The sequence below is a fragment of the Nitratidesulfovibrio vulgaris str. Hildenborough genome, assembly GCF_000195755.1.
Classification (GTDB): Bacteria; Desulfobacterota; Desulfovibrionia; order Desulfovibrionales; family Desulfovibrionaceae; genus Nitratidesulfovibrio; species Nitratidesulfovibrio vulgaris.
The window spans coordinates 88,290-114,987 of record NC_005863.1 but is presented as its reverse complement, the minus strand read 5'-3'; the positions used below and the strand labels follow the sequence as shown (position 1 = coordinate 114,987).

The 26,698-nt window shown below is 59.7% G+C and carries 17 protein-coding genes; 12 read left to right on the top strand and 5 right to left on the bottom strand.

Translation table 11 applies throughout. The features are described from left to right. Positions 1–101 precede the first annotated feature (101 nt). Positions 102–3,632: an AAA domain-containing protein gene (locus tag DVU_RS16300; RefSeq protein WP_011176663.1), complete on the bottom strand. Its 3,531-nt coding sequence runs from the start codon at positions 3,630–3,632 to the stop codon at positions 102–104. 54 nt (positions 3,633–3,686) lie between these two features. Then, positions 3,687–3,899, bottom strand: a complete 213-nt coding sequence (locus tag DVU_RS16295; protein ID WP_014524673.1) for an AbrB/MazE/SpoVT family DNA-binding domain-containing protein — start codon at positions 3,897–3,899, stop codon at positions 3,687–3,689. Between the two features lie 391 nt (positions 3,900–4,290). On the opposite strand from DVU_RS16295, the gene DVU_RS16290 reads away from it, so the two are divergent. After that, a complete protein-coding gene (locus DVU_RS16290) occupies positions 4,291–5,322 on the top strand; it encodes a tyrosine-type recombinase/integrase (protein ID WP_011176660.1) in 1,032 nt (343 codons plus the stop codon). Positions 5,323–5,626: 304 nt separating this feature from the next. Here the strand turns inward: DVU_RS16290 and DVU_RS16285 are convergent, their stop codons facing one another. The 3 genes from DVU_RS16285 to cysC form a co-directional block, all read right to left on the bottom strand. Further along, a complete protein-coding gene (locus tag DVU_RS16285) occupies positions 5,627–7,741 on the bottom strand; it encodes a glycosyltransferase (protein ID WP_011176659.1) in 2,115 nt (704 codons plus the stop codon). Next, positions 7,741–8,622 (bottom strand): glycosyltransferase family 2 protein, encoded by an 882-nt coding sequence (locus DVU_RS16280; RefSeq protein ID WP_011176658.1) that lies wholly within the window; start codon positions 8,620–8,622, stop codon positions 7,741–7,743. Before DVU_RS16280 ends, DVU_RS16285 begins: the two co-directional genes overlap by 1 nt. A gap of 97 nt (positions 8,623–8,719) precedes the next feature. Further along, positions 8,720–9,367, bottom strand: a complete 648-nt coding sequence (gene cysC / locus DVU_RS16275) for an adenylyl-sulfate kinase (protein WP_014524672.1) — start codon at positions 9,365–9,367, stop codon at positions 8,720–8,722. A gap of 644 nt (positions 9,368–10,011) precedes the next feature. Here cysC and DVU_RS16270 point away from each other — a divergent pair. The 11 genes from DVU_RS16270 (at position 10,012) to DVU_RS16220 (ending at position 26,655) form a co-directional block, all read left to right on the top strand. Further along, a complete protein-coding gene (locus DVU_RS16270) occupies positions 10,012–10,758 on the top strand; it encodes an ABC transporter permease (protein ID WP_223294698.1) in 747 nt (248 codons plus the stop codon). Further along, a complete protein-coding gene (locus DVU_RS16265; RefSeq protein WP_011787359.1) occupies positions 10,748–12,184 on the top strand; it encodes an ABC transporter ATP-binding protein in 1,437 nt (478 codons plus the stop codon). Before DVU_RS16270 ends, DVU_RS16265 begins: the two co-directional genes overlap by 11 nt. A gap of 14 nt (positions 12,185–12,198) precedes the next feature. After that, the gene (locus DVU_RS16260) at positions 12,199–13,605 is read left to right on the top strand and encodes a radical SAM/SPASM domain-containing protein (protein WP_011176653.1); all 1,407 of its coding nucleotides are present in this window, start codon (positions 12,199–12,201) and stop codon (positions 13,603–13,605) included. Positions 13,606–13,692: 87 nt separating this feature from the next. Continuing rightward, on the top strand, positions 13,693–14,382 hold the full coding sequence (locus DVU_RS16255; protein WP_011176652.1) for a sulfotransferase domain-containing protein: 690 nt from the start codon (positions 13,693–13,695) through the stop codon (positions 14,380–14,382). Between the two features lie 90 nt (positions 14,383–14,472). Beyond that, complete coding sequence (asnB, locus tag DVU_RS16250) at positions 14,473–17,142, top strand: asparagine synthase (glutamine-hydrolyzing) (RefSeq protein ID WP_011176651.1); 2,670 nt, start codon at positions 14,473–14,475, stop codon at positions 17,140–17,142. A gap of 108 nt (positions 17,143–17,250) precedes the next feature. Further along, on the top strand, positions 17,251–18,588 hold the full coding sequence (locus DVU_RS16245; protein WP_011176650.1) for a glycosyltransferase family 4 protein: 1,338 nt from the start codon (positions 17,251–17,253) through the stop codon (positions 18,586–18,588). 128 nt (positions 18,589–18,716) lie between these two features. Continuing rightward, a complete protein-coding gene (locus DVU_RS16240) occupies positions 18,717–20,873 on the top strand; it encodes a glycosyltransferase (RefSeq protein WP_011176649.1) in 2,157 nt (718 codons plus the stop codon). A 92-nt stretch (positions 20,874–20,965) separates the two neighbouring features. Continuing rightward, on the top strand, positions 20,966–22,897 hold the full coding sequence (locus DVU_RS16235) for a methyltransferase domain-containing protein (protein WP_011176648.1): 1,932 nt from the start codon (positions 20,966–20,968) through the stop codon (positions 22,895–22,897). Continuing rightward, positions 22,894–24,117, top strand: coding sequence for a glycosyltransferase (locus DVU_RS16230; RefSeq protein ID WP_014524670.1), 1,224 nt, complete (start codon positions 22,894–22,896; stop codon positions 24,115–24,117). The genes DVU_RS16235 and DVU_RS16230 overlap by 4 nt, the downstream gene beginning before the upstream one ends. Beyond that, complete coding sequence (locus DVU_RS16225) at positions 24,093–24,629, top strand: class I SAM-dependent methyltransferase (protein ID WP_014524669.1); 537 nt, start codon at positions 24,093–24,095, stop codon at positions 24,627–24,629. Before DVU_RS16230 ends, DVU_RS16225 begins: the two co-directional genes overlap by 25 nt. Positions 24,630–24,672: 43 nt before the next feature. Then, positions 24,673–26,655 (top strand): DUF3488 domain-containing protein, encoded by a 1,983-nt coding sequence (locus DVU_RS16220; RefSeq protein ID WP_011176646.1) that lies wholly within the window; start codon positions 24,673–24,675, stop codon positions 26,653–26,655. Positions 26,656–26,698: the final 43 nt, after the last annotated feature.

Genomic DNA, 26,698 nt, shown 5'->3' with positions numbered 1-26,698 from the left:
TGTCCCGGCTTGCGTGGTTTCTCCGTACCAACAGGAACTTGAGAAGGGGTGCCCTATACCGACGAAGCACGTGATACTGCCGACACGGGAAGCGTCGACCTTTAACCTTTGGTATCGCTTTCCGAGAGTCCGGGAAGAATATCCTCCATTAATGCACCGGCTTCAATGCCATGATATGAAATCGAATGTTCTCGCCTAGCTAAATCATCCCGCCGTGCAGACAACCAGTTGAACGACCCCTCAACGAGGGTATGCTTGTCCACAATCAGCGTTTTGTTGTGCACGCCATTTTTAAACTCGATCCTTGCACCTGCATCCCGGATAGCCTGAGCCAGATCATCAAGTGCAGCCTGTTGATTCTGGCAGCAGGACAACGCCAAGCGAGAGTCCGAATATATATCGACGGCAGCGCCACGACCTACTGCAGAACGGATCATCTCAAGCACGTTGTCCGCCTTGAGGGCATTGCGCGTAATGAACGGCGAGACAATCACCAGCTGTTCGCGAACCGTTTCAAATGCCTTACGTAAGGTCTCTCTGTGCTGGTCGAGAGTTGTAAGGTGCTCGATACGGCCTTGAATGGGACGAGGGGCCAAGCGGAAGCCATCCAGCTCCCCGGCCATCATGTTGCACTGCAGATGCTTGCCAAGGATTCCAGAAGGACGTCCATTGCCCGGGTCAAACAGGGCCATATTGCCGAAGACAAGGAACGAATGCTTCGCCCGTGAAACGGCAACATTCAACATATTCCTACCCCGGTCGAAAAAGGGAACAGCCACGTTGCCGGGACCATACACGGGCGAGAAAACAATGATGGGCCGTTCTGCTCCTTGCAGCTTGTGCACCGTCCCCACCACCATTTCCGCATAATCGCTCTCCGGAAGACACCCCTGCATGCTCTCGCGAAGGGACGAGACCTGTCGGGCGAACGGGGTCACGATGGCAATCACGCTTGCCAGCGAAGACGCCTTATAGCGTGCCAGGATTCGATCACGGTTATCAGCCAACCACTGCGCGATGTTGTGTGCCTCATAAGGGTTGCACCAGCTTCCGCCCTTCTTTTGGCCGGAAGAGGGGATATGAGCATAACCTAGCGGTGGAAAAAGATAAAAGTCGTCCGGTTCCTGCCGTGTGAGCACCTCAAGATGCGGATACACCAACTCCTTGCAGTACCCGATGATATCTTTATGGCATCGACGATGCTCCAAGAGATACATGCCGCGCTCTTCGGCAGGGTGACCATTGAGAATGCAATGGTACGGGCTCGCATCCTGTGCCATGCGCATGGCGCTTCCCTTGGAAACGGCAACCGCCCTGGGCATTTCTTCTTCGCGCCCCACATAGACGTTGTTGCGCTTCAGGTTTCCCAAATCCACGGAAACGGGGATTTTGTACACTGGCTCTATCTGGTGCACATCACCCACCACAAGTCCGCGCTTTGCTAGCGCGAAGACGGCTGCTGCCTTATCCGGTCCAGCCTGACCGGCTTCATCAAGAATGAGCAGATCAACGAACTCATAGAGAGGTGCCCCGGACTCGCTGAAGAACTTGGGCACCATGAACAGGGTGGAAACAATGCAGGGCGTGAGCATGGCAAGGCGCTTCAACCGATCCTTTCCGGAGACCTTGCCGTTCTCACTTCTAAGCATGTGTTCGAGCCAGAGCCCTTCGTAATAGTGCACGGCGAGAAGGAACATCTCGAAACGCGCGTTCCGGTCGAACTGGTCCAGAACACGATACAAACCAGCGCGGGTAAAATCTAACTCACACTCTTGCACGCCGAGGATTTCCGCCAACCTGCTTGCGCGTCCTGCAATTCCTTGCAGTAACGCCTTCAGCTCTCCTTTCTCCTGTTCCATGCCTGCTGCGGCACGTTGTAATTCATCGAGTTCACGACTCAGGGCCTTGTGACGTTTTTTAACGGTGTCCAGCAAATCATCAACATGCTTTTCCACATCATGCAGGCTTTGTGGAGCAGGATCCATCTCAAGGCCATGCTTCAGGGTGAAGGCTTTTGCGCGGGCTCTCCGGCGTTCTTTGACAAAACCCAAAGCCCCTAGCAGACTTTCCCAAAAAGGCTGTCCAGCAATGGTAGACGCCGCTTCCATTGCCACGGTGCCAGTACGGGTTAGCTCTTCGCCAGCCTTGATCAGTTGGGTAGCCTTGGCTGATGACGCTTCGGTGCATCTGCGCAAGGAAGTTTTCAGTCCAGTCAGATTCTTTTCCGTCTCGGCCTTACGCTCGACGTCCTGACGACACCGTTTCCAGGAGGCAAGAGTCTCCTGCATATCCGCAGCAATATGCAGCATACGCCTGCGAAGCTCTTTGCGGATGGCCTTCACCAGCTCAGCGGGCGCTTCCCTCTTCATGGATGCCCCGGAGAACCGCTCGTACATCTCCAGATATGTTGTAACTGCCTGCCCGATGAATTCCGGAGATTCGGTCTTTTCAAAAAAACCTTTCAGTTTGTAGCCACCACTGACCCACGCAAGAGACACGCAAAGGAGGCGATTGTCCTCTGATTCCAGCTTTTTTTGTCTAGCCTCAGCAACGGCGTAGGTGCCAAGGCTACCAACCCCTTCAGGAAGCCAGCGCATTTCGAGAGGGTTATCTGACTCAAGCTTGAGCACCTCGCCAAAATCTCTGATGACATTCGTCACAGCCTGATTGTTGGATGAAGTGGCCACTATGACAGGCGGGTCCGGATAATCATTCCCGGCGACCATGATGGCTTTTACCCATAATGAAGCAATGGCGCTCTGTAACAGCGTGGTTTTGCCTGTTCCGGGAGGACCATTCACTGCCAGCACTTCACCTTCATTGATGGAAAGAAAATGATGAATGGTTTCACGCTGGCTGGCACCGAGTCCGAAAGCCCCGCTCATCTGCCCCAAATGGCTATGGGCGGCCACGTCAACTTCCTCTTCCAAAGTCAATAAGGCTCTTGGCGCGGAACACCCAGCCACAAAGCTCTCATACGCCTTGGGCATGTCCTTCTTTTTCAGCACACTGTCATAGAGCTTCTTGATATTGCTGGTTGCCCCGCCTTGCCCGCTGTCCAGATACACGCGAGGTTCGTTACACGCGAAATAGGCCGCATGCCCAAGCTGTACTCTGCCATCGGCGTCGAACCCGATCAGATCTTGCAGCATTTTAGAGCAAAAGCTGAGGTACTCCTGCCAACTTGTACAAGCGAAGTCTTGGCTGTTACGTGCGATGAACTCTTCAACATCATCGACCGAACTGATAACGACGCTATCTGCAGAGACGACTGGATCAAGATAGTCACGAATGAACCACGGCATGATTCGCTCTTGGGCTGCCAGTTTTCCGTCCCTGCTGAGAACGCATGGCACTAGCATGGGGGTAATGACTTCAGGCTGCCTCCAGTGCCGTGCGTCACGAAAGAAGCCTCGCTTGAGCTGCATCGGGGCAATAAGCAGTCGCTGCTCATCCTGGTCGCCCAACAACCCCTCTGCAAGCTTTGCAGGCAACGCACCACGCTCGAATTGTTCTGGCGAGATGGTGGTGTAGGTGTTGGCGCCCTTGGGGCTTCCGACCTCATCGAGAATGAGTTCATCGATAAGCGAATCGCGAAAGTACTGGGTAAGATTGCGAGCGAGTGAGTGCATGAGTGTGCTCTATGTGGGGTAAGCTGGAAAATCGGGAGTCTCGGGGCGGGCTATTCAGTCCGTTTCGCCCTGTGGCAAATCGTCCTCTTGGTTGGTCACGATAGCCCGAAGCGGGTCGAAACGGTGCAGGACGATTGTCCCGTCAGGGCGCGGCATCGCAAGAATGGCCTCGTTCTCCTTGATGCCGATTCTCTGCAGAAGGCCCTTCGGGATTTGTACGGTTCCGGTGGAAGTCTGCTTGAGCACTTCATATTCAGGTCTTGCCATGGACAGCTCCTTGTCTTGCCGTGTTTGCCATTTGGGTGAGCATATGAAAACAGCGTTTTTATGCAATGTCCGAAAATAAATGTTTTCGGACATAACACGACTTTTCTTGACAATCATCTTAAAATCAGAAAAGCACATTCGTGTGTTATATCGATCATGATGGAATCGAGGATGGCACGAAGAGCTTCAGTGGGTATTCCAGATAGCAAGCCTTGCCGCGCGTGAAGACCAGCACACCATCTGGCGCATCGGTCGGCACGAGGCATATCAGCTGCCGGGGCATGCCCGCTGCGAGTCATGGTCAGACCCTGACATGCCTGACACAGGCTTCCACTGCGCTGCATGGTCTTGATGCCCCGGTGCGGCGCGTACCCGGAATGAGGGCCCAGTCATGGTTAGCGAGTTGCCCGTCGAACAGTACTTCACGCCTCCGGACAAGAGACGTATTGCCGCCGTGACCGAAGAGTCTTCCGGCGGGCGCATCTCCGACATCCTCACGGCGTCCACCGGGCTGTCACCGACTGAACAGGCCATCGCAGCCCACATGGTCTCCCTGCGGCGAGGTTCACCCGGGACCGTCCGGGTCTACCTGCCCACCCTTCTGGCCTTCTTCCGCTTCGCAGAGACCCCGGTCACCCACATACGGGTGTGGCATATCGAAGACTGGCTCAACTCGCTGGAACAGGCCGCCTACAAACCCGCGACCATCGCCACCAAGCTCGCCTGCATCAAGTCGTTCTTCGGGTACCTGTGGAAATGCGGCCTGCTGCCCCTGAACCCCGCGGCACCCGTGAAAGGGCCGAAGCATATCGAGGGACATCACGGCGACCGGGTCTTGCTGGCAGAAGAAGTTCAAGAACTGCTTGAACATACACGGCGCCACGCCCCGGCGCGCGACCACCTGATGTGCAGACTGCTCTTTGCCGCAGGGGCACGTGCCGCCGAGGCGGTTTCACTCCGGTGGGGCGACCTCAGGCGCGACGTACGTGGGCGCTGGTATGCGACGGTCATGGGCAAGGGGCGCAAGACACGGCATCTGCACATTCCCAAGGATCTGGCCGCCGACCTGCTGGTATGGAAGGGTGCGCTGTACAGTATCGAGCCCTATCAGCCGGCACCGGGTCTCGATGCCGTTCCGCTGTTCCCCAACCGCCGCGTGCTCACGCAGCCGATAACGGTGAAGACGGCCTACCGCATCGTCACCAGATGGGGAGAGGCCGCCCTCGGACGGAAGATCTCGCCCCACTGGTTGCGGCACACCTTCGCCACCCACTCGCGCCTCGCCGGGGCCACGCTGGAACAGATTCGCGTGGCGCTGGGCCATGAGTCCATCCAGACCACCATCCGGTACGAGCACTCGCCGCACCTGACGGAACCCGCCGGGGAGATTCTGGAGAGAAGGGGCGTCGGGACGAAAGGTTAGGGGCTTGCCCCGCCTGTACGTTTCGCGGCATCCGTCACTGGTGACAGACCGGTCGTCATTGCGGTCAGGGCGTCGGAGTGCACGCCCCGCGTCGACCGTCGTCGAATGTCACGCGCTTCGTGCGGATGACGGCCCATGGCGGCGTCTCGCCCGCGTCATGTCGCTGGTTTTCCGGCCATGCCGGCCACGCTTTGTGATGCGGCGCGCTCATGCGGGCTTTCCCCTGCCATTGACCGTAATGGGCAGCCTACAGGTGCCACGCTGCAACACTCCCAAGGGGGCGTCGCCTGTCTCACGCCATGCATCACGCCCTGCCGCATGCTTTGCGCAGTTCATGGAACGTACGGTCGGCCATCCTCTGCACGTCATGGCGCGTCGCCACCCACGCACGCGCCTCATGCGCCATCGCGGCCCATAGTGCGGCCTCGTCGGCAAGCCGCACAAGCCCTCTTGCGGCAGCGCCAGCATCGCCTTCAGGATAGAGCAGCCCCGTCACTCCATCGGCGACGGCGTCGCGGTTGCCCACCACATCCGTGGCCACGACAGGCAATCCGTGGGCCATGGCCTCCAGCACGGCAAGAGGCATGCCTTCCCAGCGTGACGAGGAAAAATAGCATAGAGCCCCGGCGTAGGCTTCATGCGGGGTCGGGGTCGCCCCGGGGCAGGACACCCTGTCGCCTAGACCCTGTGCTGCCGCCTGTTCCAGAAGCCTTGCCCTGTCGGGGCCGTCGCCGACCAGCAGGAACCTGAACCCGTCCAGCCGCCCCTGTTCTTGCAGCGCACGGGCGACATCAAGAAGGAACAGGCTGTTCTTCTGCATGTCGAACCGACTGAAAGAGACCACCAGCCAAGGTGGGCCAGCAGGTCGCGGCGCGGTGCCCTCCGGCATCTCAACGCCATTCATGATCACGGAGACCTTCGACGCGGGCATGAGTCCGTGGGCCTCGATGGCGTCCCTCTCCCCCCTCGAGACGGCAATGCCGCGCCGGGTGCACCACGAGGCCGCCCGTTCATAGGCACCATACAACCAGCGTTTGAGCGGCCCGTAGCCGCCGAGGTGAACCCCGTGGAACGTGTAGACCGAAGGGATGCCGCACAGCAGACTCAGCACACGGGCGTACAATCCCGCCCCCTTGCCGTGGGCATGCAGCACGTCGAACCCTCGCTTGCGACAGAAGCGTCGAAGGCGCGCCACTGCCTCCAGCGTGAAGGCCCGGTGCGGCATGCTGAACATGTTGTCATCACCCACGATATTGCGGAAGCGCTCCCAGTAGGGGACATCCTCGGGGCAGGCGACAGCCGCTTCGACATCTGGCGGCAGTCTCCTGAGCAATTGCAGCACATGTTCAGGCCCGCCTCCGAAATCGGCGCGGGCCGAGAGAAAGAGCACCTTCATGTGCAGCCTTCTGCGTGGGCGAAGTGAAAGGAACATCTTGCGCAGCGGCAGCCAGTAGAGATTGCCGTTCATGGGGCATAGCGCGAATGCCTTGCCATACCATCGCAGGGCGAGGGCGATGTCACGTGCCCCGAATGCGGCGATGACGCCCATCTTGAAGGCGAGGTCGGAATAGGCCCGACGGCGCACGGCAGGCGGGATTCCCTCATGCCGCAGGTGCCTGTCCATCATGTGCCACTCGCATTGCAGGGCGTCGGCCACCTGCCTGACGCCACTGCCACGGCGCTGGCGGTAGCGCAACAGCCTTGCGTCGATGCCGACGGCTTCATGGTGCCGCTGATGGTAGATGTCCTCCAGCATCGAGAGGAGAAAGTCCCTGTCCTCGCCCACCCTCAAGGTCGGGTCGAAAGGTCGGCATCCCTTGACGACCTCGGCGCGGGCAAGCCATGCGCCCATGAGCATGACCGAGTCGGAAAGCATATCCCACCAGACGTTGCCGGTCGCATGCACATTCCCCCACGGCTGGGGCTTCACCGTGCCGTCGTCGTCCATGAACATGGTCATGCCGCAGTAAACGAGGTCGACCTCGGGCCGGGTCAGCAAGGGAGGCAGCAGCGTCTCGAGAAAACATGGCAACCAGTAGTCGTCGCCATCGAGAAAGGTGATGAACGCACCCTGCGCCTCGGCAATCCCCCTGTTGCGCGCAGCGCTGACTCCGGCGTTGGGCTGCCGGATGCAGCGGATGCGCGGGTCGGCGACCGAGGCGACCACCTGCGCCGTGCCGTCGGTTGAACCGTCGTCGATGACGATGCACTCGAAGTCGTCGACGGTCTGCGAAAGGATGGAACGCAGGGTCTGACCTATCCACGGTGCGATGTTCCATGCCGGGATGATGATGGAGATGCGGGGCCGCGCGTGGCCGGAAGCGTTCCGGGTCGTGTCGGCAACGGTGACAACCCCTTCAGGGGCGGGGCAGGATTCCCGGTGCAGGGCTGCCGGCAGCATGACGTCGTCACAGTGCATCACGCATCACCACGGGCAGAGTCGCGACCACCCACGCGCGCGGGGTCTGCCGTCGTCCAGCAGGGGGGCAGCCCGCGCATGACCCGCAACCTGTCCAGCATGACAGAAGCCCGACGGCCCGCCAGCCTGCACAAGACCCACAAGCCCACGGCCTTGCACAGCGGGACCAGACGCCGACGCGAGAAGGCCCCATGGCCGTGCCGGGCTGCCACGCGCACAAGTTCCCACTGGGTTCGCAATCTGTGGGCGGGGCTTGAAGAGACACCCCCGACCCCCATATGCGTCACAGTGATGCCAAGAGTATGTCCCACGCCGTCGTGGGGCCATGTGCGGCAGATGAGGTCGTAGTCGGCGGCAATGCGCAACGTGGCGTCGAAGTGCCGCGCCTCGAACAGGCAGGCCCGATGCCAGAGTGACGAATGGCAGAACGGGATGTGGTCGGCCATTCGGCGCGTGGCCCCTTCGGCTGTGCAGGTCACAGCGCGTGAAGAACCGTCCGGGTAGACTTCGAGCGCGTCACCGCAGGCATAGAGCACCTGCGGCGGCAAATCGGCGAGGCGGCGGGCGCACTGTGCCAGTACATCCGGCCCGGCAAGCGTGTCGTCACTCCCCAGAAAGAGCACCCAGTCCCCCGTCACGCGGGGCAGGGCACGGTTCCACGCATCATAGATGCCCGAATCGGCAACGCTTGCGAGTGACAGTCTGGGCAGCCGCCCGGCAGCCTCCTGTGCGACTGCGAGGGTACCATCGGTGGACGCGCCATCCTGGATGACCACCTCGAAGTCACGGAATGTCTGGCTTGCGAGGCTGTGCAGGCACTCCCGGAGCACTTCTGCAACATTGAAGGTCGCAATGACGACGCTCAGGAACGGTTGATTCATGGTCTGGCCTTCATCACGACAGTGTGCATTCAAGGGGCGCAACGTATCAGGGGAACACGCGGGTTGCCAGCACCGCCAAAGGCCCGCCTTCCGTCGGCTACGGGAAACGGACGGCCTTGCCGGGGGCTTGGGCATCCTTCTGCGCGCACGGGACGGTCATCACCTGCAAGATGAAATCGGTAAGACTCTGCACACTCTCCTCGATGGTGTTCCGGCTGGTATCCACGACAATATCGGGCGACTCCGGTTCCTCATAGGGAGCCGATATGCCCGTGTAGTTCTCCACAAGCCCCTGACGGGCCTTGCCGTAGAGCCCCTTCACGTCGCGTGATTCGCATACCGTGACCGGACACTTCACATAGACCTCGAAGAAATCGCACGGCCCGATGATATCCCGGACTGCCTGCCTGTTAGCCCGCAACGGCGAGACGAAGGCGCACAGGCAGAGTATCCCCGCATCCAGAAAGAGTCGTACGGTTTCAGCGATGCGCCGTACGTTCTCCTTGCGGTCATGTTCCGAGAAGCCGAGGTCGCCGCAAAGCCCGTGCCGGACATTGTCACCGTCGAATACATAGGTACGTATGCCACGCTGATGCAACACCTCTTCCGCGATGTGGGCAAGGGTCGACTTTCCGGCACTGGGCAATCCGGTGAACCAGAAGGCGCGCGCCGGATGTCCGTTCAGACGCTCACGGTCGGGGCGCCGTATTCTCCCGTCACAAAAAAACGTATTGCACGATTTCATGTCTTGTCCGTCGGTTGGGTATGTGGGGTAACATGGCATCAATCCCCGGCATCCGGCATCGGTATCCGACATCGGTGTCGGGCCCCGGCGTCCGTATCAACGCTTCCGGCACACGTCCCTGTCGCCGTCAACGTCTGCCTGGAGACTCACGCCGCATGCGTCGTCGTGACTCACCGGCCGGCGGTCCTGCACGGGGCACTGCATCAAACAGCGGGCCTGCACCGGAGACTCCATGCATCACGCTCATGCACAGCCCGGAACACCTCAAACAGGGATGACGCGTGTAACGCCGCAAAAGCCTTCAGGGAAGATGGCAGTCGGCAGCGCCTGCTTTTTTCCGGCTGTGAGCCAGTGGATACTCCAAATCGGTGATTTTGTCCTCATCACATGAAGCAAGCCCCATCTATTCTTCATTCTTGCATTTGCACTGCACGGTAAAACCGTGTATTCAATAAGCATAGTCATAGCCATGACGCAATCATTGAATGAAAACAGGCTGCTAGCTAGTGAAAGAACATATATCCGCCTGCAAGGGGCCGCTTGCGTCGCACACAATAACGTGCGTCTCTTCCCGGAGAGGCACCTCGCTGACACACAATCCGGTGACCTTGCTACGCACGCTGGTGGCACGTAGGGACCTCTTCATGCAGCTGCTGCGCCGGGACATCGCCGCGCGCTACCGTGGAACCTGTCTCGGCTGGCTGTGGGTGCTTGCCACACCCGTTCTCGTGCTGGGGGTCTACACCTTCGTCTTCGGGGTCATCTACCAGGCATCACGTTTCAGCGGGGGCGTGGGCGACTACGCCCTCATGCTGTTTTGCGGTTTCGTTCCGTGGTGGCTTTTCGCGGAGGTGACGGGCGGTGCCCCCACCCTGATTCAGGCGCGCCCCAGCTTCGTACAGAAGATGTGCTTCCCGCTGGAAATCCTCCCCGTTGTCCATCTCGGGGTGTCTCTCTTCAATTCACTGGCGGCACTCGTCATCTTGCTGGCAGCCCTTGCCATGAAGGGAATGCCATTCCACCTCACACTCCTGTGGATTCCTGCCCTGTACGTGCCTCTCTGCCTCTGGAGTCTCGGGGGTGCCTTTCTGCTTTCCGCTCTTGGGGTGTTCCTGCGCGACATGCAACATGCCGTGAGTGTAGCGCTTCAGCTCTTGTTCTTCGCGACCCCCATCGTCTACCAGCTGGATATGGTGCCAGAGCAATGGCGGTTCCTGCTTCGCTGCAACCCCATGACGGAAATCGTGGAGGCATTCCGGCACGTCATCTACTTCGGTCAGGCTCCCGAACCGGTCTCCCTCGGTATCGTCACTGTTCTCGGCGCCTGCGTCCTGTGGGTGGGGCATCTCGTATTCATGCAAGCACGCAAGGCCTTTGCCGATGTTCTATGACACCAACGAAAACGGGCAGGTCGCCGCGATCATGCGCGACGACCCTACGGTAGCCATCGCCGCAGAACGCCTCGGCAAGTGCTACGAGATATTCGACAGACCGGCCGACCGACTCAAGCAGATGCTGCTGCGCCGCTCGCTGGGGCGTCCTTTCTGGGCGTTGCAGGACGTGTCGTTCACTGTGCGCAAGGGTGAGGCCCTTGGCGTTGTCGGGCATAACGGTGCCGGAAAGAGCACGCTGCTCCAGATTCTCGCGGGGGCGCTCAAGCCGACCACAGGCGAAGCCTTGCTTCGCGGGCGGGTGGCGTCGCTTCTCGAACTCGGCAGCGGCTTCCTGCCCGACTTCACAGGTCGGGAGAACGTCTTCGTGAACGGCACGGCACTCGGCCTGTCTACACGCGAGGTGGAGCAACGGCTCGACGAGATTCGCGATTTCGCAGAGATCGGCGAATTCTTCGACCAGCCCGTCAAGACCTACTCCAGCGGCATGTTCGTCCGCCTCGCCTTCGCTGTGCAGGCATGTCTTTCTCCCGACATCCTCATCGTCGATGAAGCGCTTGCGGTGGGCGACATCTTTTTCCAGCAGAAATGCCATGCCCACATGGCGGGCCTTCTGGACAAGGGGGTTGCCATTCTGCTTGTCACCCACGACGTACAGGCGGTGCGCAAATACTGTTCGTCGGTCATCCTTCTGGAAAACGGCAGGGTGACCCATCAGGGCGAAGTCGAAACGGGGCTTCGGCTTTATGGGAACAGCCGCCCTACGCTGGCGAAGGGCCTCGAGGCCTCCGCTGCAGTCAGCGACGAGACGCGAACGGCTTCGGCCTCGCACTCCGCCAGCGTTGACGAGGCGGGGGACATGGACTTCTGGCCTCCCGACGAGGCCTTCCTCCCACTGGATGCTGCACAGTCCATCGTGGCCGAAGAAGAGAGCGTCAGGATAGACAGGGTTGCCCTGTGCACCCCTGCCGGTAGTCCATGCCGGATGTTCGAACAGGGGCAATACGCCCATTTCTTCATCGAAGTCACGACGCTTCGCGATGTCGAACAACTGGCCATAGGGCTCACGATCAACACCAAGGACAACCTGCCCCTCTATTGCACCAATTCCCTCCTCACCCGTTCGGGCATTCCGGCAACGCTCGGCCGCGACGTTCGCTTACGTCTCTGCTGGAAGATGAGGCTTCCGGTGGCCTGCGGCGACTATACTTTCAGCGTGGGGATTGGCGAGCACCCTTCATGGATAGCAGAGCAACTGGAGTATATTTCTGCAGAGACGCTCATTGCATCCGGCAAACCGCTTTTCAGTCTGCTGAAAGCTGGATCGTTCGTAGTCTGCAAGCCGTCGCATGGTCTACAGATTCCATTCATAGGTCTTGTAGACATTGAAACGGACATTTCATTCCGCACTTCACAATCACAATAATGAAGGGATACACGATGTCTTCGATCTTCTCCCTTGAAGGAATCAAGGCGCTCGGTCCTGACGAACTTCGCGAAATACAGCGCGGCGGACTCCCCGTCGTCATCCATTTCGGAGACGCCGGAGACGACTTTCTTGCCTATGTCAGTGACCATGCCACTGAATGGCTGGGCACTGATGCCATACGCACCGTCGACGCGCGACGTTTCATGGAGGACAAGGAATGGAAAGCCCCCATGCTGACCTCCGAAGTCCTGCCAAAGACGATCATCGTCGACCCGGCACGATGGGGAGACTCGTTCGCGGACAAGGTTGCCGCCCTGGACATGACTGCCTTCTACAGCAGCAACCCTGTCCTTCTGGACTACAACGACGCATTCGAGGTCGTCTTCCTCTTCTCCACATTCTACCACCATACCATGGTGAGCGTTACGGACTTCTGCAACCTGCGATGCCGGGGGTGCTCGTTCCATGGTGACGACTCGCGCTACGACTTCGCAGCGAGCCGGGGCAAGACCGAACGGCAAGAGTTGAAAGAAGAGGACTACTACCTCTTCCTCGACCAGAGGAAGCCCGGAGACGACCTTCTCTTCTGCGGCACAGGTGAACTGTTCGTATCGAAGAAGGCCATGCCCTACATCCGCGAGGCCATCAGAAGGGGGTTGCATGTCCGCATCCTCACCAACGGCATGCTGGTGGATGACAAGGTGGCCCGGGAACTTGTCGAGCTCGGTGTCGGCGCAGTGCTCTTCAGCATCGACGGGCACACAAAGGAAATCGTCGAGAGCATCAGGCTTGGGGCTGACTACGACAGGATTCTCGCCAACCTCCGCAATCTGATGCGCGTCAGGGACGAGGCCGGTTCAGGCATGATCATCGGGGTACAGAGTGGCTGGTTCGACGAGGTCAAGACCCGCAAAGACGAAATCCTCGAATTCTGGAAAGAATTCGGCATAGATACATTCTCGTTCTTTGCTGAACAGGTGGGCTGGTTCCAATGTATTCCGATGCATGAAGACAAGGTCATGCCCGTAAAGACCCATGCCTGTTTCAACAGTCTCATCACTCCGGTACTGATGACGAACGGCTATGTGGCACCATGCACAGGCAACTATCAGGCTGAATGGTCGTCGCTCTCGTCTTCATGGATGAAACATATCTCCGAAGCGCCGTTCGATGAAATCATACGCTACTACAGGAAGATGCGAACCGACCCGGCAAGCCCGTACCGGCAGAGATGCGCCATGTGCATAGGAAGGCTCTCTACATATGTGAATTCGGAGTACGTTTCGGCCTATGCGGAAGGGTACCGGTTCAGCGAACGCAAGTCCGACAAGGAAGCTGCCTTCGTCAAATTCTCACCACAGGATGAGAAAACCGGATTCACACTCAAAAAGTTGTGGAACCGCCTTCTTCGCAGGTGACGTGTCAACTGGATGGGCATTGCATCCGGAAATCATTGTCCCATGGGCAAGTAGCATACGAAACACAGAATAGAAGAAGGTCGCAACATGCTTGTCTGGCTCACATCCTTTCCCCGGTCTGGCAATTCGCTGCTACGGACGATTTTCAACCATTGTTTCGGGCTTGAAACCTACTCGAAATATGAACGTACGAACGAGTACTCCAATGTCGACATCGCCAAATTCATGGGTGCGCGACCATTCGGGGGTGAACTTGACGACTTTCTCGAAAAGGCACGTGCGGAACAGCATGTCACGGTCGTCAAGACCCATGAAGAACCGGAGAGCGACGACCGGGCCATCTATATCATACGCAACGGTCTCATCGCGACCGATTCATACCGCCACTATCTGGCGAAAATAGAGAATGTGCAGTGCACCTGGCAGCAGGTGGTCGACGGGACGGCATTCCCCACATGGTCTGCCCACATAGAAGCATGGTCTCCTATGGATCGACCCAATACATTGCTCATTCGTTATGAAGACCTGTTGTCTCCGGCAGCACAGGAGAACATCGACAGGATTGCAGACTTCACAGGTCTGCCCATGCTTCGCAAATGGGTGAACCCGTTCGACACGCTGCAAGGCATGGGGAAGAACTATTTCAGAAGGGGCAAGGTCAGCGTTCCATGGTCGATCAAGAAATCTGAAATAGACTACTTCATGAGCCGGAACAGGCTCTGGATGGACAGGTTCGGCTACTCGGCAAGGCGTAGCATCTTCACGCTTTTCAGATAGCTACCGGGCCATTCTCGCGATCAACCCAGGTGCGCCAGCAAGGATGCAACACGTGCACCCTGCGGCATCCCTGCTTCCATAGAGGCATTCATGTGCGGCATTGCAGGCATCATATCTCGCAAAGACAGAAACGTATCGAGCCAGCCCCTGAACAGGATGCTCACCAGTCAGGAGCATCGTGGGCCTGACGCCGGTTACGGTGTATCCTTTCGGCGGCAGTCGACCGGGGCCTTCGCGGCAGGACGACGCCACTCGGCTGACGCCCTCGCAGCCGGCTTGGAACCCGCGCCGGTCTGGCTTGGCCACAGAAGGCTGTCCATTCTCGACCTCTCCGACAAGTCGGCCCAGCCGCTACGCCGGGGGGACCTGCATATCGTCTTCAATGGTGAGCTCTTCAACTATATCGAACTTCGAAGTGAACTGACCGCACTCGGCGAGCACTTCGAGACCTCCGGAGACACCGAGGTGCTTCTTGCGTCCTACCGCCACTGGGGCGCAGGATGCCTTGAACGGTTCAACGGCATATTCGCCTTCGCCATCTTCGATGCCAGCCGTGGCAGTCTTTTCGCCGCACGCGACCCGTTCGGCGTCAAGCCGTTCCACTACGGCGTCAAGCCGTTCCACTACGCCGTCACGCACGATTTCCTCATCTTCGCCTCGGAGATCAAGGCCATATCCGCCAGCGGACTGGTGCTGCGAAAGTGGGACCCGGACGTGGCCTCCGCCTATCTTTCCTATGCGCTGACGACTGCCCCGCAGGGACGGACCTTCTTCGAGAACATCAGGCAAATCCCGCCCGGTCACTGCCTTACGCTCGCCAGCCCCGACGATGAGCCGTCGGTGACACGCTATTACGCGCCCAGAATCACGGAGACACCGCGTAGCCTTCACGAACTCGTCGACGAAGGGGCGGGGCTCATTCGCCAGTCATGCCGCATACGGATGCGCAGCGACCGTGATGTCGGGCTGTGTCTCAGTTCGGGGATCGATTCCGCCAACGTGGCGGCTGCCCTTGTCGCGGAAGGCATCGCCCCTGAGTGCTATTCCATCGACGCTGCCAGTTCTTCAATGCTCGACGAATTTCCGCTCATCACGGCGCTGGCTGACAAACTGGGGCTTCATGTCAACCCCATACGGCATCCCGACGCCATTCCCACGGCCGACATCGTCCGCTACATGCTGTTCAACGACGAGCCTTCGCTCTTCTGGGGGTCGTACAACCAGTTCCATCTGTATCGTGAAATGCGCAAGCTGGGTGTCATCGTGTCCATGAGCGGACACGGTGGCGACGAACTGTTCTGCGGCTATCAACGGTACTATCCGGCTGTCGTTCGCGACATGCTCGCACAGAGACGAATCATGTCTCTCATCTGGTGGTGTCTGCGTCAGTCAAGGCATCTCATGCAGGACAGACGCACCATCAGAAGCACATGGGACAGCTACAGCCACCCGCTAGGCTGGGCAAACGACTACGCACACGACATCGCAGCCCTGCACCTCAAGCACACCATCGCCGACCCTGAAGAATGGATTTCGACATTCGTCGGCGCCTCTTCGTGGGGGGAACAACAGCAGAAATCCCTGTTCACATATGAACTGCAATACCTGCTGCGGGACGCCGACCGGAACTCCATGGCCCACGGCATTGAAGAACGGGTTCCCCTGCTGGATACGCGGCTGTACGAGTTCTGTGCCAGCGTCCCGCTGAAGGACCTGTGTCAGGACGGGTACCTTAAGGGACTCGCACGGCAGCTGTTCCCCGCCATCCCTGAATCATTGCGGTTTCACCAGATAAAACGGGGGCTTTACACGGACATCAGCTCCAAGCTGCCACAGTTGCAGGCAGACCTCATGCCCCTTGTGCACCGAAGCCCCCTGCTGCGTGAGCTTGTCGACCTGCAGAAACTCCCGCAGCAGCTTCCCGGCATCGTCTGGTGGCGGCTTTGCAGCCTTGCCGTGCTGGATGTGAGCGGAATCGAGGAATGGACGGCGCAGACCCCCTTGCCCCGACTCGTCGACGACGAGATGGCAGAGCGCATCGGGGGGGTGCCCTCCGGCACTGGCAGGACCGCCGTCATCAGGCATGTGCTCGACGAGGGGCTTTCGTATCTCGAACCGGGAGCCCTGCACGGGCTCGCCGAGACCGTAGGGCTCATCGAATCGGCGGCAATCCCGGGCTGTATCATCGAAGCCGGGTGTGCCCTCGGCGGGTCGACCATGGTTCTTGCCACGGCCAAGGCTAAAGAGCGACCGTTGCATGTCTTCGATGTCTTCGGGTGCATCCCGCCCCCCGGCAGCAACGATGGCGAAGAGGCACGTGCCCGTTTTGCGGTCATTGCCGCCGGAGAGTCCACGGGGCTCAACGGCAAGCGCTATTACGGCTACGAACCTGACCTGCTCAAGAATGTGCAGGACAACTTCGTCGCTCTCGGACTGCCCCCTGCCGAACATGGCATAACCTTCGTCCCCGGCCTCTACGAGAACACCCTCTACCCTTCCGGGCCGGTGGCGCTGGCTCACATAGATTGCGACTGGTACCAGTCGGTGAAGACCTGCCTTGAGCGTATCGCCCCCCACATCTCACCGGGGGGCCGCATGATCATCGACGACTATGACCACTACAGCGGATGCCGCAGGGCGGTTGACGAATTCCTTGAAGCCTCGAACGGACAATTCATCCGCGAACGGTACGCCCGGGTTCACCTCGTCCGCACCAAGGCTGACGGACAGGAGACGGACGTACACCGGCCCGGCGACTAGCCGCCGTGCACACCGCAGGACGGGGCGTCATGCCCCGGACGCTGGCTGGGCGGACAGGTGCCGCCCGCCCCGAATCAGGAGCCTTACTTCAGGAGACATGGCCCGCCAATGAACATACTGACCATCACGGCGCTGCCCGCAGGCGGGGCGACCTATGCGGCACAGCGCCTCCATTCCGCACTTGTCGAGTACGGACATGCATGCACCCTCGCCTGCTGCGACCCCGTGCAGCCGGGGCATGTGGCGCTCAATTACCAGCGACCTGACGCAACGCCCTTCATGTCTCCACTCTTCCGGTACTGGAGCACACTCTCCACGCCCGAAACACGCGAACAAGGCGCGTGTGAGCTCTTTTCCGACACGTCCACACTTCTCGCCTCTCCGGCATTGCCCGACCATATCGTCGAGGCCGCCGACGTCGTCCACCTCCACTGGGCGTCAGGCATCCTCTACTCCCCCGCCCTCTTCAGGCTGCTGCGGAACAAGAAGCTCGTGTGGACACTCCACGACATGAACCCCTTCACGGGTGGCTGTCACTATCATGTCTCATGCGAACGGTATGAGCATGAATGCGGCAACTGTCCCCTGCTGGCGCATCCTGCCCCCAACGATGTCAGCTTGCAGGCGCACCGGTTCAAACGCCTTCTGTACCGTGAACTCGACATCACCATGGTCAGCCCCAGCGCATGGCTGGCCGACAAAGCCCGCCGAAGCCCGCTCTTCACCGGGAAGAAGGTCGCTGTCATTCCCAACACGCACGACACGACCCTTTTCGCGCCGCGCGACAGGGCAAGCCTGCGTAGCCAGTACGGGGTCGAGAAGGACACGTTCATCGTACTCACCGGCGTCGAGTCCCTCGACAATCCCCGCAAGAACATCGGGTGCATGGTCGAAGCGATGGAACAGTTCGCACAGAGACGTCCGCACATCTCATTCGAACTCGTACTCTTCGGTGCAGGCGGGGCGAACCTGCTGGCATCGTTCCCCACGCGGCATGTCGGAAGCCTCGATGCGGAATCACTGGTGGACTGGTACAACATGGCGGATGTCTTCGTGCATCCATCACGTCTCGACAACCTCTCCAACACCCTTTGCGAGGCGCAATGTTGCGGAACCCCGGTCATATCCTTCGATGCGGGTGGCAGCACAGAGGCTTTCCAGGACGGGGAAACGGGTTTCATCTCGGGCAACCAGCCGCAACACCTTGCCGAAGCACTCGACAGGCTGCTTTCGAGTGACATGGAGTCTCTCCGTCAGAAAGCCCGGATGTTCGCCATGAACCGTTTTAATGGAAAAAACATTGCACAAAGATACACAGATATATATGAGGATGACATCATAAATCAAGAACATCATGGGATGCATGGGCCCGCAGATGAGAGACTTGCATCCAATGCGATGGATGGATTTCTCAAGGTTGCGCCATTCGACAAGCCAGCACCATGATGTACGGCATATACCATTGATACGTCACGTGATACATTCACAACGTCAAGTGACGCAGCGATTCACATCATGAACCACGGCAAAGACATGGCGAAACGTGTCTTGTAACAGCAAGTGATCGGAACGTTATGCTCAAAGCTTTCAGGAAAAACCAGCACCCCGTCGCCATACCATCCACGCTTCCCGACGGCAGTGCATGGCCTCGCATATCCATCGTCACGCCGTCCTACAACAATGCGAAGTACATCGAAGAGACCATCATCTCCGTTCTCGAACAGGGATACCCCGATGTAGAGCATATCATCGTCGATGGTGCATCGAAGGACGGAACAGCCGCCATCCTTGACAGATACAGGGGTCACGTCGCCCGCATCATACAAGAGCCCGACACCGGTCAGTCGAACGCCATCAACAAGGGCATGCGCCTTGCCACGGGCGAAATCGTCACATGGCTCAACAGCGACGACCTGCTTGCCCCGGGGGCGCTTGCGGCTGTGGCCATGGCCTTTCACATGTCCGGTGCCGACATGGTAGCCGGAGGCTGCCAGCTGTATCGGAACGGGGGATATCTGGGGACCCATCTCACGTCCTGCGCCGATGGCACCCTGCCTGCGGAAGAGATTTCAGACCTCTACGGCGGCTGGCAGACAGGCAAGTTCTTCTACCAGCCCGAGGTCATGTTCACCCGCGACCTGTGGCAGCGGGCGGGCGGGCAAGTGCGGGAGGACCTCCATTACTGCATGGATGTCGAAATGTGGCTTCGCTTCGCCTCATGCGGTGCCCGACTGCATGTCATCGGCGCACCCGTCGCCATGTTCCGCCTGCATGAAGAACAGAAGACCAACAACCCCGACGCATCCCCCGACGAATACATCCCGGTGGCCAATGCTTGGCGCACCACGCATGGCCTGCCGCCCATCACGCGCACCACTCTTCCGCCACCCCCGCCCCCCCTCAAGGTCGCCTTCGTCAACGACATCGGGTTCCAGTACGGGGCGGGTATCGCGCACCAGCGCCTTTTCACGGCCGTTTCCTCGGCGGGGCACACGGTCAGGGGATGGGCCACGGGGTTCCAGAGTCCCCGCGATGTTTTCGAGGCGACTGCGGCGAGGATCATTTCCGAGATCGAGGCCTTCGAGCCCGATGTCGTCGTCTGCGGCAATCTCCATTGCACCATCGCCGACTCGGACATGCTCGTCAGGCTTACAGACCGCTGGCCCACATGCTTCTGCCTGCATGACCTGTGGCTGCTCACCGGACATTGCCCGCATCCCGGCTTTCTCGACTGCGTCAGACACCTTGCAGGGTGCGACCACACCTGCCCAAGCCCCGACACCTATCCCACCATCGCCGCCGGGGACATCCGCAAGGCATGGGACGCCAAGCGCGAGGTCATGGCCCGCGACACGTTTCTCGCACTGGCCAACAGCAACTGGACACGCGCCCAGCATGATGGCTGCACCACGCCCGGGCATGAGGCGCGGCTGCTTCGCCTCGGTTGCGACGAATCCATCTTCCACCCCGGAGACAGGCTCGAAGCGCGCCGCCAACTCGGGCTGGACATGGACGCCTTCGTGGTCCTCATGCCCATGGTCGACTTCTCGTCGCCGTTCAAGGGTTCCGTGGAGGGTCTTGAGGCTCTTTCAGGGGCCGGGCTTGAGAACCTTCAGGTGATATGCTTCGGCGTGGTCGAACAGGAGATGATCGCACGCTTCCCCATACTCACGGCCCTCGGCTACCTGCATGACCCTGAAGCCGTTGCTACGGCCTACCGTGCGGCAGACGTGGTGGTGAGCTTCAGCCATGCCGAAACGTTCGGGCAGACACTCATGGAAGCCGCCTGCTGCGGCATCCCCTCCCTCGCCTACCGCTGCACGGGGTTGCCAGACGCGGTCGTGGACGGTGTTTCAGGTTTTCTCGTGGACGAGACCCCTGACGCCCTCATCACGAGGCTGCACCAGTTGCATGCGGACGCGAACCTGCGGGCCAGCCTCGGCACATGGGCGGCACTCTACGCACGGAACAGCCGCTGCCTGCAGGCGGAGTATCACAGCTTTCACACCAATCTCGAAGAGGCAGGCCTGCTTGCGCCCGGACGTCTCGGCAAGAACATCTTCTTCGCGCATACCGAAGCGCACGAGGCAGAACCGTCCATCCCCGTTTCAGACCCGCGGCCCGGCAGTGCGTTCAAGAACTGGCTGCGCAGGGAACTCCCCACGCCGGTATGGATGGCCTTGCGCCGCGTCTACAGGGGCACGAAATCCCGCCTCGGAATGCACCCATGACCGTGTCCCGGCGGGCCGAAGGCCCCATGCCGCGCTTTACGGCAACGGCGCGACACACACACGGAAACGGGGCAGGAGCCTAGGACGTAGCCATGACACGCATCAACATCTTCGACCCGGCCCTTCAGGATAATGAAGGGCGACCGAGTACCAATCTCGGCGACCTCATCATCAGGAAAAGTGTCGATCGCATCGTCGATGACCTGTTTCCCGACGCCACCATAGAACGCATCTCGACCCATACTCCACCCGCACGGGAGTTGCTCGAACGCGCCGTGGATGCCGACCTCAACCTTGTCGCCGGCACCAATCTCCTTTCGTCGCACATCGGGCACTACAACCAGTGGAAGCTGTTCGACGACCCGCTACGCCACGCCGACCCGCCCGCCTTCAATGCGGTACTCTGCGGCGTGGGCTGGTGGCAGTATCAGGATGAACCCGATGCCCAGACCGCGTGGTTCTATCGCAAGGTGCTTGCGCCTGCGGGGCCGCATTCGCTTCGCGACGGCTACAGCCTCTCGCAACTTCATCAGTGCCGGGTCGGGGGGCTGTACAACACCACCTGTCCCACGCTGTGGCAGTTGCACGGACGTGAGACGGCCCGGACAGGTGCGGCGAAAGCCTGCCTCTTCACGCTCACGGACTATTCCAGAAGCCCGGCGGATGACGCCCTGATACGCACCCTCGCCGCCCTCTACCCCGAAGGCCTCGTCTTCTTTCCGCAGGGCAGCCACGACATGGAGTACATCACGTCGCTGCCCGCCTTCGAGGAGCACCGCGAACACATCGAGATACTGGGGCATCAGCCATCGAGCCTCGATGTGCTCGCCGCCCGCGACACATGGGACTATGTGGGCACGCGGCTTCATGCCGGCATCTGGAGTCTTGAGCAGGGGCACAGCTCACTCATCCTCCATGTCGACAACCGCGCGAAGGAGATTGCCCGAGAGACAGGGCTTGCCGTGGTCGCGCGGGACGACATGGACGGCATCAGGCGCTGGCACGCGGGACGACACGACGGCCCTTCGACCATCACCCTCCCCCGCGACGCCATCCGCCAGTGGCAGGAAGGGCTGCACACCTTTTGCGAACGACGCGCCGCCGAACGCCGTGGCAACGCGATGCCTTCCATCCGCCCCCGTCCGGATGGAACGTACCTCAATCTCGGATGCGGCGAACGCGTCTGCGAGGGATGGGTCAACGTCGACCTCGCGACGACCGCCCCCGGTGTGCTGCCCCATGACCTGAGACAGCCCTTGCCGTTCGACGATGCACATGCCGACGCCATCTACGCCTCACACGTGCTGGAACATTTCGACCGCGCCGAGGCATCGCGCTTTCTCTCGGAATGCCACAGGGTTATCCGTCACGGCGGGGTGCTTCGCCTCGTCGTCGCCGATCTTCTCTGGCTGACGGAGAACTACCGCAGAGCCTTCGAAGACGCCCGTGCGGCCCTTGCCGCAGGGGCCACCGGAGACGATGCGCTGGCACGGCATGACTATGCGGTGATCAACCTCATCGACCAGCTTTGCCGCCATGAACCGGGCGGGGAGATGCTCCGCTTCCGGATGTACGACCCCATGCCCGCAGCTGGATATGTGTTCGAAACCAATGGCGTGGAGGCGGTGCGAAGCATCCTCGCCCTGCAGCAGCATGGACGGGGTGCCCCCGATGTGCAGCCCCCGCAAAGCGACACGACGACGCCCGACGACGCACCGCACCCCACATTCTGGCAACGCCTGCGCTACGCCTTCGCGCCGGAGAGACATCCGCTCACCCCGCCCCCGCCTCGGGAGACAGACCATGAACGTCTCGGCAGGTTCAGACTTTCGGGCGAACCGCGCCTGTGGATGTATGACGAGGTCTCGCTTGAACTGCTGCTCAGGCAGGTCGGCTTTACACGGATTCGGCGGATGACGGCGGCAGAGTCGGCCATTCCCGGTTTCTCTTCGTATGCTTTGGATACCTGCAACGACGGCAGCCCATACAAACCTGAAAGCCTGTTCGTGGAGGCAACGAAATGAGCACCTCCCCCACCGTGGACACCACTCCCAGACACGATGACGCACCAGCCCCTGAGGGCTTCATGCTGCCTGTCGCACTTATCCCCGCCTACAAGCCCACGCCCGGTCTTCTCGGGATTGTCCGTGAACTCGGAGAGTCGGGCACGTTCCATGCCATCGTCTGCGTCGATGACGGTAGCGGCATGGAGTACCGGCACCTGTTCGACGCCCTGGAGGGGATGGGGGTCACCGTCCTGCGCCATGCGACGAATCTCGGCAAGGGCAACGCACTCAAGACGGGCATCAACCACATCGCCGTCAACCACCCCGAAACCGTGGGGGCTGTGACGCTGGACGCTGACGGTCAGCACCTCGCCAAGGACTGCATCGCCGTTGCAAAGGCCCTTCAGGCGGGCGGGCGGGAACTGGTGCTGGGGGTGCGGGCATTCGACGGGGAGTCCGTTCCGTTCCGCAGCAGGTTCGGCAACACCGTGACCCGTAGCGTCGCACGCTTTCTCGCAGGCGTCGACATCACAGACACGCAGACCGGTCTACGTGGCATCCCATCGTTCCTGTTCACTTCGTTGCTCAGACTCAAGTCTGGTGGCTACGACTTCGAACTGGACATGCTCATGACCGTTTGCGAGCAGAAGATCCCTTTAAGACAATTGCCCATCGAAACCGTCTACATCGACAACAATGCGACATCCAGCTTCAACCCGTTCTGGGACTCCATCAAGATCTATATGGTGTTCCTCCGGTTCAACATCTCCGCGCTGCTGACCTTCGCCATAGACTACCTCGTCTTCGGCGCGTTCTTCGCCCTCAGTTCAAGCGTGGGGCTCAGCATCGTCTTTGCGCGGCTGTGCGCGGGTGCCTTCAACTACACCGTCAACAGGGAGATCGTGTTCCGCTCCACGCGGCGCCATTCCGTCACGCTCCTCCTGTATGCCCTCACCGTCCTTCTGATGGGCAGCATCGCCTATGTCTCCATCAAGGCTCTTGCGGCGTCCGGCACCAATGTCTATGCCGCAAAGATCTTCATAGAGTGTGTCCTTTTCCTGTTCAGCTTCATCATCCAGCGCGAACTCATCTTCACGAAGCAGAAGGATGCCCGGGGGAGATGCGCGTTACGGACTGGTGCACGTACTATGACACGAGAAGCACATGCTCCGACATCACCTCGAAACTTGCCTTCGCAAGCTTCAAGAAGGACATGGCCCGATTCGCTCCCGGCCTGAAGAGCCTCGTCGAGCTTGGCGGCGCCAATTCCATCTTCTATGACCGTTTCAAGAGCCTCTTCCCGCATGCACGGTTGAGCCTCGTCGACAGGTGCGCCCCCACCGAGGCCTTTGCGCGCAAGATTTCAGGCGACCCGAATACGGCATACATACAACGTGACATCCTTCAAGATGACCTCACCGAATATCACGAGACGGCCGACTGCGTTATCAGCTTCGGACTCATCGAACACTTCGACGAAGCCGATACCGCAACCATGATAGACAGACACTTCGCCCTCGCCAGACCCGGGGGGACCGTCTACATCTCGTTCCCCACGCCTACATGGCTGTACAGGCTCACACGCGGGCTTCTCGAATTCATCGGGCGGTGGCCCTTCCATGATGAACGCCCCCTCACGTTCGATGAAGTCCTCAGAACAGCCAGCCGCCACGGGACCATCCTGAAGCAGGGCATGAGCTATCGACTGGGCCTGACCCAGGGCATCATCATCGTACGCAAGACAGCGTGATCGACAGACAACAGGCACGCACCATCAATCGCAAGGAACTGTCATGCCATCCCGCTATGCATGGAAAGACGCCATAGGCATCATTCTCGTCATCGGCACCGTCTTCTGCCTTTCCTATACAATCGGAGCCAATGCATGGTGGTATTCGAAAGAGGCAATCCATGACGACGCCTGCACGCTTGGGCACAGCTTCACCATGGGGCTGGACTTCGACCTCGACTACATGAACGAGGTGTCACTCGGAAAATACGCCAAGTCCTACAGGGGAACCCCGCCCGTACCTCCGGGCATTGGCGTACTCTCTGCGCCTTTCGTGGCGTTCTTCTCGATATTCGACCGCATGGCGGAGCATCCCGTCATACAGAACCATGCCCAGTATTTCGGGTCGTGGGCCTTCTTCGCGGTCGGGCTATCGTCATCATTCTATTTTCTGATGGGGGCCTACCTCTATTACCGGGGCTTGCGCTCCCTCATCGACATCTCTCCGGCATTCGTCTTTCTGTTGTGCACGGGGACGGGCATCCTCTTCTACGTACTCATGCGTCCGCTCATGGCGCACGCGTTCGAGTTCTTCAACTACGCCCTGTGCTTCTTCGCATCCGTGCAGTTGTACCGCGAAGAGTCCAGAAGGCAGTGGCTGTACGCGCTGCTGGCCGCCATCGCCGTCACGCTGGCATGGCTCACCAGACTGCACGCCATTTTCCCCGTCCTGTTCCCGCCTCTGGCACTGCTTGGTCTGATGCTGACCATGCAGACATTCGACAGGAGAACGTTTCTGGCCAAGACGGCACAGTACGTGCTTGCCCTCGTGCCATGCTTTGCCGTGGCCATAGCGCTCATGTACGGAATCTATGCCGGGCCTGCACCGAAACTCGACTCGTACGGCAACATATACTCCTACGTGCCGGTCTATACGACCTTCATCGCGTTCGTGGGCGACGTGATAGCCCTTGTGGCTTCGCGGCTTGCCCTGCTGCCGGTCATCCTCGTCGGCAACAGCTTCCCCTTGTGGTGCTTCATGCCGATTGCCTTCTTCGGGGTCGGGGCACTCCTGTTCCATGGAGGCACCTCCGCCCGCCGGCACGGTCAACGCACACTCTGGATAGCATGGACTCTTCTCGCCGTACTCTACATGGCAGGCCCCATAGCCGCCGTACTGCTGTGGCGCATGCCCGGTTCAGCCTACGGGTTCAGATACCTCTATCCTCTCGTCCCTCTGGGTTTTCTCGGCTTCACCCTTTGGCGGCTGCGGGCAGGTGCACAGAAGAGTGTCGTCTCGCGGGTCGTCATCGCAGCGCTTCTGGTCACATCGATTTTCGGCACGCTAGCCCCGGTAGCCTTCAACTCAAATCCTGCGTGGGGGTATACCCAGTCCCCCATCAACGAATTCGGGCTCAAGGAAGGGGTGAGCGCACGGGACAACCTCTACAGGACGATAGCTTGGATGGAGCATCCGAGTTTCCTTCGGGTGGCCATCGGTTATGGCCCGGCTTTCGCCTTCCTGCCTCGCACCAGCCCGGAAGTGGCAGGCAAGCAGGCATTCATCCACGCCAACACCTACGCCCAAGTGTATATCATGTGCGCTCTATGGGCCACAGTGGCTCTTGCCTTTGCGTTCCATGCGCTGCGTAACAAGCCCGCGCAACATGGTGCAAGAGTATCTGCCATTTCTTTTATACCTGTCATGGTGGTTTTTCTCTCCATATGGCACATATGCTTCGTATACTATCAACATCGCCCTGAAGTCGCGAGCAAGCTCCTTGAACACGCAGCCTCGTTGCGCGACACGATAGAAGCCGAAAGAAAAGAAAAAGGCAGCTACCCCGTACAGCAAGACTTTCTTCCCATAGAGACAGCTGAAAACAACGTACAGTTTCTCTACAGGTCTGACGGAACGAACTACAAGCTTATCGTTCTCAACGCGCCTGACGCCAACGTCGTGACTCTCTTCCACCCCGACGAACGCGACCCCTCGCGCCCATGGTGGGCCTATGGCTACTGGACAAAGGACGCTCGAAAATGGTGACGGCATCGTTTTCCAGACGCCCTGCATCTACGTAGCAAGGAGG

What these genes read in the sequence shown, in the direction of transcription:
- DVU_RS16300 (WP_011176663.1), bottom strand. Translation starts at nt 3,632, where the DNA reads ATGCACTCACTCGCTCGCAATCTTACCCAGTACTTTCGCGATTCGCTT.
- DVU_RS16295 (WP_014524673.1), bottom strand. Translation starts at nt 3,899, where the DNA reads ATGGCAAGACCTGAATATGAAGTGCTCAAGCAGACTTCCACCGGAACC.
- DVU_RS16290 (WP_011176660.1), top strand. Translation starts at nt 4,291, where the DNA reads ATGGTTAGCGAGTTGCCCGTCGAACAGTACTTCACGCCTCCGGACAAG.
- DVU_RS16285 (WP_011176659.1), bottom strand. Translation starts at nt 7,741, where the DNA reads ATGCACTGTGACGACGTCATGCTGCCGGCAGCCCTGCACCGGGAATCC.
- DVU_RS16280 (WP_011176658.1), bottom strand. Translation starts at nt 8,622, where the DNA reads ATGAATCAACCGTTCCTGAGCGTCGTCATTGCGACCTTCAATGTTGCA.
- cysC (WP_014524672.1), bottom strand. Translation starts at nt 9,367, where the DNA reads ATGAAATCGTGCAATACGTTTTTTTGTGACGGGAGAATACGGCGCCCC.
- DVU_RS16270 (WP_223294698.1), top strand. Translation starts at nt 10,012, where the DNA reads ATGCAGCTGCTGCGCCGGGACATCGCCGCGCGCTACCGTGGAACCTGT.
- DVU_RS16265 (WP_011787359.1), top strand. Translation starts at nt 10,748, where the DNA reads ATGTTCTATGACACCAACGAAAACGGGCAGGTCGCCGCGATCATGCGC.
- DVU_RS16260 (WP_011176653.1), top strand. Translation starts at nt 12,199, where the DNA reads ATGTCTTCGATCTTCTCCCTTGAAGGAATCAAGGCGCTCGGTCCTGAC.
- DVU_RS16255 (WP_011176652.1), top strand. Translation starts at nt 13,693, where the DNA reads ATGCTTGTCTGGCTCACATCCTTTCCCCGGTCTGGCAATTCGCTGCTA.
- asnB (WP_011176651.1), top strand. Translation starts at nt 14,473, where the DNA reads ATGTGCGGCATTGCAGGCATCATATCTCGCAAAGACAGAAACGTATCG.
- DVU_RS16245 (WP_011176650.1), top strand. Translation starts at nt 17,251, where the DNA reads ATGAACATACTGACCATCACGGCGCTGCCCGCAGGCGGGGCGACCTAT.
- DVU_RS16240 (WP_011176649.1), top strand. Translation starts at nt 18,717, where the DNA reads ATGCTCAAAGCTTTCAGGAAAAACCAGCACCCCGTCGCCATACCATCC.
- DVU_RS16235 (WP_011176648.1), top strand. Translation starts at nt 20,966, where the DNA reads ATGACACGCATCAACATCTTCGACCCGGCCCTTCAGGATAATGAAGGG.
- DVU_RS16230 (WP_014524670.1), top strand. Translation starts at nt 22,894, where the DNA reads ATGAGCACCTCCCCCACCGTGGACACCACTCCCAGACACGATGACGCA.
- DVU_RS16225 (WP_014524669.1), top strand. Translation starts at nt 24,093, where the DNA reads ATGGCCCGATTCGCTCCCGGCCTGAAGAGCCTCGTCGAGCTTGGCGGC.
- DVU_RS16220 (WP_011176646.1), top strand. Translation starts at nt 24,673, where the DNA reads ATGCCATCCCGCTATGCATGGAAAGACGCCATAGGCATCATTCTCGTC.